Source organism: Stenotrophomonas beteli, assembly GCF_001431665.1.
GTDB lineage: Bacteria > Pseudomonadota > Gammaproteobacteria > Xanthomonadales > Xanthomonadaceae > Stenotrophomonas > Stenotrophomonas beteli.
In genome coordinates, this window is the sequence record NZ_LLXV01000032.1 from 54282 (window position 1) to 60414 (window position 6133).

The window sequence follows — 6133 nt, forward strand, 5'->3', positions numbered from 1 at the left end:
TGATCGATGTGATCAATCGTCGTTCTTGGACATGTCTTCGTCGGCGACCACTTCCGCGGCGGCCCACTCCAGCGCTTCGCGCTCGGCGCGCTCACGCTCGGCCTTCTCGACTTCGTCGATCAGCGCGTTGTCGATCTTGCGGGCGGCGATTTCGCGCAGCGCCAGCACGGTCGGCTTGTCCTCGGTCTCGCTGTTGTCCAGCGTGGCCTGCACGCCGTTGGCGAGCTGGCGGGCACGCTTGGAAGCCATCATGACCAGTTCGAAACGGTTGTTAACGACTTCCAGGCAATCTTCTACGGTGATGCGGGCCATACGGGCTCCCGGCGACCGGTCGGCCGCTCAGTCGAATGAGGGAAAGGGGACGGAGTGTACTGGCAGGGGCTGGACAAAATCAAGCCAACCCCCACCCGATTCTTTTGGAATCAGTCAGTTGCGCCCGGATCCGGGGTCAACAGGGCCTGGATCAGGCCGGCGTGGCGGACCTTCTGGGCCTCCCGGCGCAGGCGGCTGGCGGTGAAGATCGCGCACAGCTCGTCCACGGCGGTGTCGAACACCTCGTTGACGATGACATAGTCGAACTCGTTGAAGTGCAGCATTTCATCGCGGGCCGCACCCAGGCGCTGGGCGATGACCGCCTCGCTGTCCTGGCCGCGCTTGCGCATGCGGTCCTGCAGGGCCTGCTTGGACGGCGGCAGGATGAACACGGTGACCGTGCCCGGCACCAGCTGGCGCACCTGCTGCGCGCCCTGCCAGTCGATCTCCAGCAGCACGTCCTGGCCGGCGGCCAGCTGCGGCTCCACCGACTGGCGGGCGGTGCCCTTCCAGTCGCCGTGCACCCAGGCGTGTTCGAAGAAGTCGCCGGCGGCGATCATTTCCTCGAACTTCTCCGCAGAGACGAAGTGGTAGTGCTGGCCGTTCACTTCACCCGGACGCATCGCGCGGGAGGTGAAGGAGATCGACAGGGCGATCTGCGAATCACGCGCCAGCGTGGCGTTGACGATGCTGCTCTTGCCGGCGCCGGACGGGGCGGCAACGATGTACAGCGTGCCGCGCGCGATGGCGGCCGACGGTTTCGACGGGGCGCTCATGCGGGGGATCCAACGGGTTGATTTCGCAAAATTTTTCCTCGGTGTTCCAGATCCGGCGCGGAGGATCGCGCCAGGATGGCGGGGGCTGCGCGGAACATCCTGGAACCAGGCCCGGCAGACGCTTCCCCGGGGGGCGGGCACGCAACTTTACCAGAGCGGGCCGTTCCCGCGCCCGTCCGGCCGGTGCCGGCCCTAGTGCCACATGGGCATCCGGGGGCCTGTGCTATAACCGGCATGTAGCTACCGACAGCCGGGTGGTCTGCGTGCCGCCCCGCCATCCAAGGAGAACGGCATGCCCTCGATGAGTCGCCGCCAGTTCCTGAAGGTCACCGGGACAACCCTGGTGGGCTCCAGCCTGGCTTTGATGGGCTTCGCGCCCGGCATCGCGCTCGCGGAGGTTCGGCAATACAAGCTGACCCGCGCGACCGAGACCCGCAACACCTGCACGTACTGCTCGGTGGCCTGCGGCATCCTGATGTACAGCCTCGGCGATGGCGCCAAGAACGCCGAGCCGAGCATCTTCCATATCGAGGGCGACCCGGACCATCCGGTCAACCGCGGCACGCTGTGCCCGAAGGGTGCCGGCCTGGCCGACATCATCCACAGCAAGTCGCGCCTGCTCTACCCCGAGTACCGCGCGCCGGGCTCGAACGAGTGGAAGCGGCTGAGCTGGGACGATGCGCTGGACCGCATCGCACGGCTGATGAAGGAAGACCGCGATGCCAACTTCGTGCAGAAGAACGAAGCCGGGCAGACGGTCAACCGCTGGCTGACCACCGGCATGCTGGCGGCCTCGGCCACCAGCAATGAAACCGCGGTGCTGACCCACAAGGTCGTGCGCTCCCTGGGCATGCTGGCATTCGACAACCAGGCACGTGTCTGACACGGCCCGACGGTGGCAGGTCTTGCCCCGACGCTAGGCCGTGGTGCGATGACGAATCACTGGGTCGACATCAAGAATGCCGACCTGATCCTGATCATGGGTGGCAATGCCGCCGAGGCGCATCCGTGCGGCTTCAAATGGGTGACCGAGGCCAAGGCACACAACAAGGCCCGGCTGATCGTGGTCGATCCGCGCTTCAACCGCTCGGCCGCGGTGGCCGACGTGTACGCGCCGATCCGCACCGGTACCGACATCGTGTTCCTGGGCGGCCTGATCAACTACCTGCTGACCGAGGACCGCATCCAGCACGAGTACGTGCTGAACTACACCGACATGTCGTTCCTGGTGAAGGACGAATTCGCCTTCAAGGACGGCCTGTATTCGGGCTACAACGAAGAGAAGCGCAGCTACGACCGCTCCAGCTGGGACTACGCGTACGGTGACGATGGCTTCGTGCGCAGCGACCCGACGCTGAAGGACCCGCGCTGCGTCTACAACCTGCTCAAGCAGCACTATGCGCGCTATACGGTGGAGATGGTCGAGCGCATCTGCGGCACGCCGGCCGACAGCATTCGCCAGATCTGGGACATGATCGCGTCCACCGCCGGCAAGGACAAGGCGATGACCATCCTGTACGCGCTGGGCTGGACGCAGCACTCGATCGGTGCGCAGAACGTGCGTGCCGGCACCATGGTGCAGCTGCTGCTGGGCAACATCGGCGTGGCCGGTGGCGGCATGAACGCGCTGCGCGGGCACTCCAACATCCAGGGCCTGACCGACATCGGCCTGATGTCCGACCTGCTGCCCGGCTACCTGACCCTGCCCAGACAGGACGAACAGGACTACGACGCCTACATCGCCAAGCGCACGCAGAAGCCGCTGCGCGCCAACCAGATGTCGTTCTGGCAGAACTACCCGAAGTTCCACGTCAGCCTGATGAAGTCGTGGTGGGGCGACGCCGCCACCGCCGACAACAACTGGTGTTTCGATTACCTGCCCAAGCTCGACAAGCCGTACGACATGCTGCAGGCGTACGAGCTGATGAATGAAGGCAAGATCCACGGCTACATCTGCCAGGGCTTCAATCCGCTGGCCTCGGCGCCGAACAAGGGCAAGCTGATCAGCGCGTTCTCCAAGCTGAAGTTCATGGTCAGCATGGACCCGCTGGAAACCGAGACCATCGCCTTCTGGCAGAACCATGGTGCGTTGAACGACGTCGACCCAAGCACGATCCAGACCGAAGTATTCCGCCTGCCGACCACCTCCTTCGCCGAGGAAAACGGCGCGGTGGTGAACTCCTCGCGCTGGCTGCAGTGGCACTGGAAGGGCGCCAATCCGCCGGGCGAAGCGCGCAGCGACATCGAGATCATGTCCGAGCTGTTCCATCGCATCAAAGCGATGTACGAGAAGGACGGCGGTGCGTGGTGGGAGCCGGTGCGCGACCTGGCCTGGAAGTACGCCAACCCTGAAGTGCCCACGCCGGAAGAGCTGGCGATGGAGTACAACGGCAAGGCACTGGCCGACGTGTTCGATCCGAAGGACCCGACCAAGCTGGTACGCAAGGCCGGCGAGCAGCTGGCCGCATTCGGCGACCTGCGCGACGACGGCAGCACCGCCTCCGGCTGCTGGATCTACATCGGTGCCTGGGGCCCGACCGGCAACATGATGGCGCGTCGTGACAACAGTGACCCGACCGGCATCGGCAATACCCTCGGCTGGGCCTGGGCGTGGCCGGCCAACCGCCGGGTAATGTACAACCGCGCCTCCTGCGACGTGGCCGGCCAGCCGTTCGATCCGCGCCGCACGCTGCTGGCGTGGAACGGCAAGAACTGGGGCAACGTGGATGTGCCGGACTTCAAGGCCGACGAGGATCCGGCCGGCGGCATGGGCCCGTTCATCATGAACCCGGAGGGCATCGCCCGCTTCTTCGCCAAGGCCGGCATGGCCGAAGGCCCGTTCCCCGAGCATTACGAGCCGTTTGATACGCCGCTGCGCAGCAACCCGCTCAGCCCCGGCCAGGCGCAGACGCTGAACAACCCGGCCGCCCGCGTATTCGCCAGCGATCGTGCGCAGATCGGTTCGCCCGACGAGTTCCCGCACGTGGCAACCACCTACCGCCTGACCGAGCATTTCCACTTCTGGACCAAGCACGGCAAGCTCAACGCCATCATCCAGCCCGAGCAGTTCGTGGAGATCGGCGCTGCACTGGCCGACGAACTGGGCATCAACAACGGCAGCCGCGTGCGCGTGAGTTCCAAACGCGGGCACATCGAGGCTGTTGCGATGGTGACCAAGCGCATCAAGGCCCTGCAGATCGATGGAAAGACCGTGCACCAGGTAGGCATTCCGATCCACTGGGGGTTCCTCGGTGCAGCCAAGCCCGGCTACATCGCCAATACGCTGACCAACGCCATCGGTGACGGCAACTCGCAGACGCCCGAATCGAAGTGCATCCTGGTCAAGGTCGAGAAGGTGTAGGAGACACGCCATGTCACTGCAATCGCTGGACATCATCCGCCGCTCGGCCACCACCACGCCCTCGCCGGAGGCGCGTGGTGCGCACACCGGCCAGGTCGCCAAGCTGATCGATGTGAGCAAGTGCATCGGCTGCAAGGCCTGCCAGGTCGCCTGCATGGAGTGGAACGACCTGCGCGACGAGGTCGGCAGCTGCGTCGGCAGCTACGACAACCCACCGGACCTCAGCGACCAGTCGTGGACGGTGATGAAGTTCCGCGAGTACGAGGACGAGAAGGGCAAGCTGGAGTGGCTGATCCGCAAGGAGGGCTGCATGCACTGCAGCGATCCGGGCTGCCTGAAGGCCTGTCCGTCGCCGGGCGCGATCATCCAGTACGCCAACGGCATCGTCGACTTCCAGGAAGAGAACTGCATCGGCTGCGGCTACTGCGTGACCGGCTGCCCGTTCGACGTGCCGCGCATTTCCAAGAAGGACCACAAAGCCTACAAGTGCACGCTGTGTTCGGACCGGGTGGCGGTGGGCCAGGAACCGGCCTGCGTGAAGACCTGCCCGACCGGCGCGATCACCTTCGGCAGCAAGCAGGCGATGACCGAGCACGCGGCCGGCCGCGTGGAAGACCTGAAATCGCGCGGCTACGGGAACGCTGGCCTGTACGACCCGCAGGGCGTGGGCGGCACCCACGTGATGTACGTGCTGCAGCACGTGGACAAGCCTGAGCTGTACGCCGACCTGCCCAAGGACCCGCGGATCAGCCCGATGGTGGAAGTGTGGAAGGGCGTGGCCAAGCCGCTGGGCGTGCTGGCGATCGCCGCCACCGCCTTCGCAGGCTTCCTGCATTACATCGGCATCGGCCGCAACACGGTCAATGACGAGGAAGAAGAGGAAGCCGAACACGAAGCGAAGAGGATCGAAGAGGAGCAGCGGCCATGAAGTACGCCCCGCACCCGCGCCAGATCATCCGCTACCGCGCGCCGACCCGCATCAACCACTGGATCGTGGCGATCTGCTTCGTGCTGACGGCGCTGTCCGGGCTGGCATTGTTCCACCCCGCCCTGTTCCCGCTGACCCAGCTGTTCGGTGGTGGTCCGTGGACGCGCATCCTGCATCCGTTCGTTGGCCTGGCCATGGTGGTGGGCTTTGCCTTGCTGGCCTTCCGCATGTGGCGCGATAACCTGCCGACCGCCGACGACCGCGCGTGGATGCGCGGCATGCGCGATGTGCTGCGCAACGAGGATGAGAAGCTGCCACCGGTAGGCCGTTTCAATGCAGGCCAGAAGCTGCTGTTCTGGGCCATCATCGGCTGCCTGTCGGCACTGCTGCTGACCGGCTTCGTGATCTGGCGGCAGTACTTCAGCCACTTCTTCCCGATCGGGGTGATCCGCTTCTCGGTACTGGCCCATGCGCTGTTCGGCTGGGTGCTGATCTGCGCGATCGTGGTGCACATCTATGCGGCGATCTGGATCAAGGGCTCGGTGCGGGCGATGACCCAGGGCAAGGTGACCTACGGCTGGGCGTACAAGCACCACCGGCAGTGGTTCCGCGACATCCTTCGCGGGCGGCGCGAACAGGGGTAACGGCAGGGCCTGCGGCCCTGCACCCGCAGAGGCAACGTCAACGTCAAAAGCTGGCTTCCTGAGGGGTGGCCGGGTGGGTCCGGTTGCGGGGGACGCCGTAAACCCGTCCTTG

At 65.3% G+C, this 6133-nt stretch carries 5 protein-coding genes; 3 read left to right on the forward strand and 2 right to left on the reverse strand.

Going from position 1 to position 6133, the window contains the following annotated elements:
* Window positions 1-12: 12 nt before the first annotated feature.
* Complete coding sequence (gene rpoZ / locus ARC23_RS08215; RefSeq protein ID WP_005410877.1) at window positions 13-312, reverse strand: DNA-directed RNA polymerase subunit omega; 300 nt, start codon at window positions 310-312, stop codon at window positions 13-15.
* A 110-nt stretch (window positions 313-422) separates the two neighbouring features.
* Window positions 423-1088, reverse strand: a complete 666-nt coding sequence (gmk, locus tag ARC23_RS08220; RefSeq protein ID WP_057496804.1) for a guanylate kinase — start codon at window positions 1086-1088, stop codon at window positions 423-425.
* A 292-nt stretch (window positions 1089-1380) separates the two neighbouring features.
* Between gmk and fdnG the strand changes: the two genes are divergently transcribed.
* From fdnG to ARC23_RS08240, 3 genes are read left to right on the forward strand one after another with little or no spacing between them, the layout of a single operon-like run.
* A complete protein-coding gene (fdnG, locus tag ARC23_RS08230; RefSeq protein WP_152985234.1) occupies window positions 1381-4449 on the forward strand; it encodes a formate dehydrogenase-N subunit alpha in 3069 nt (1022 codons plus the stop codon).
* A 10-nt stretch (window positions 4450-4459) separates the two neighbouring features.
* Complete coding sequence (fdxH, locus tag ARC23_RS08235) at window positions 4460-5377, forward strand: formate dehydrogenase subunit beta (protein WP_049440473.1); 918 nt, start codon at window positions 4460-4462, stop codon at window positions 5375-5377.
* Window positions 5374-6021 carry a formate dehydrogenase subunit gamma gene (locus tag ARC23_RS08240; protein ID WP_057496806.1) on the forward strand — a complete coding sequence of 216 codons (648 nt, stop codon included), beginning with the start codon at window positions 5374-5376 and terminating at the stop codon, window positions 6019-6021. The genes fdxH and ARC23_RS08240 overlap by 4 nt, the downstream gene beginning before the upstream one ends.
* Window positions 6022-6133 lie beyond the last annotated feature (112 nt).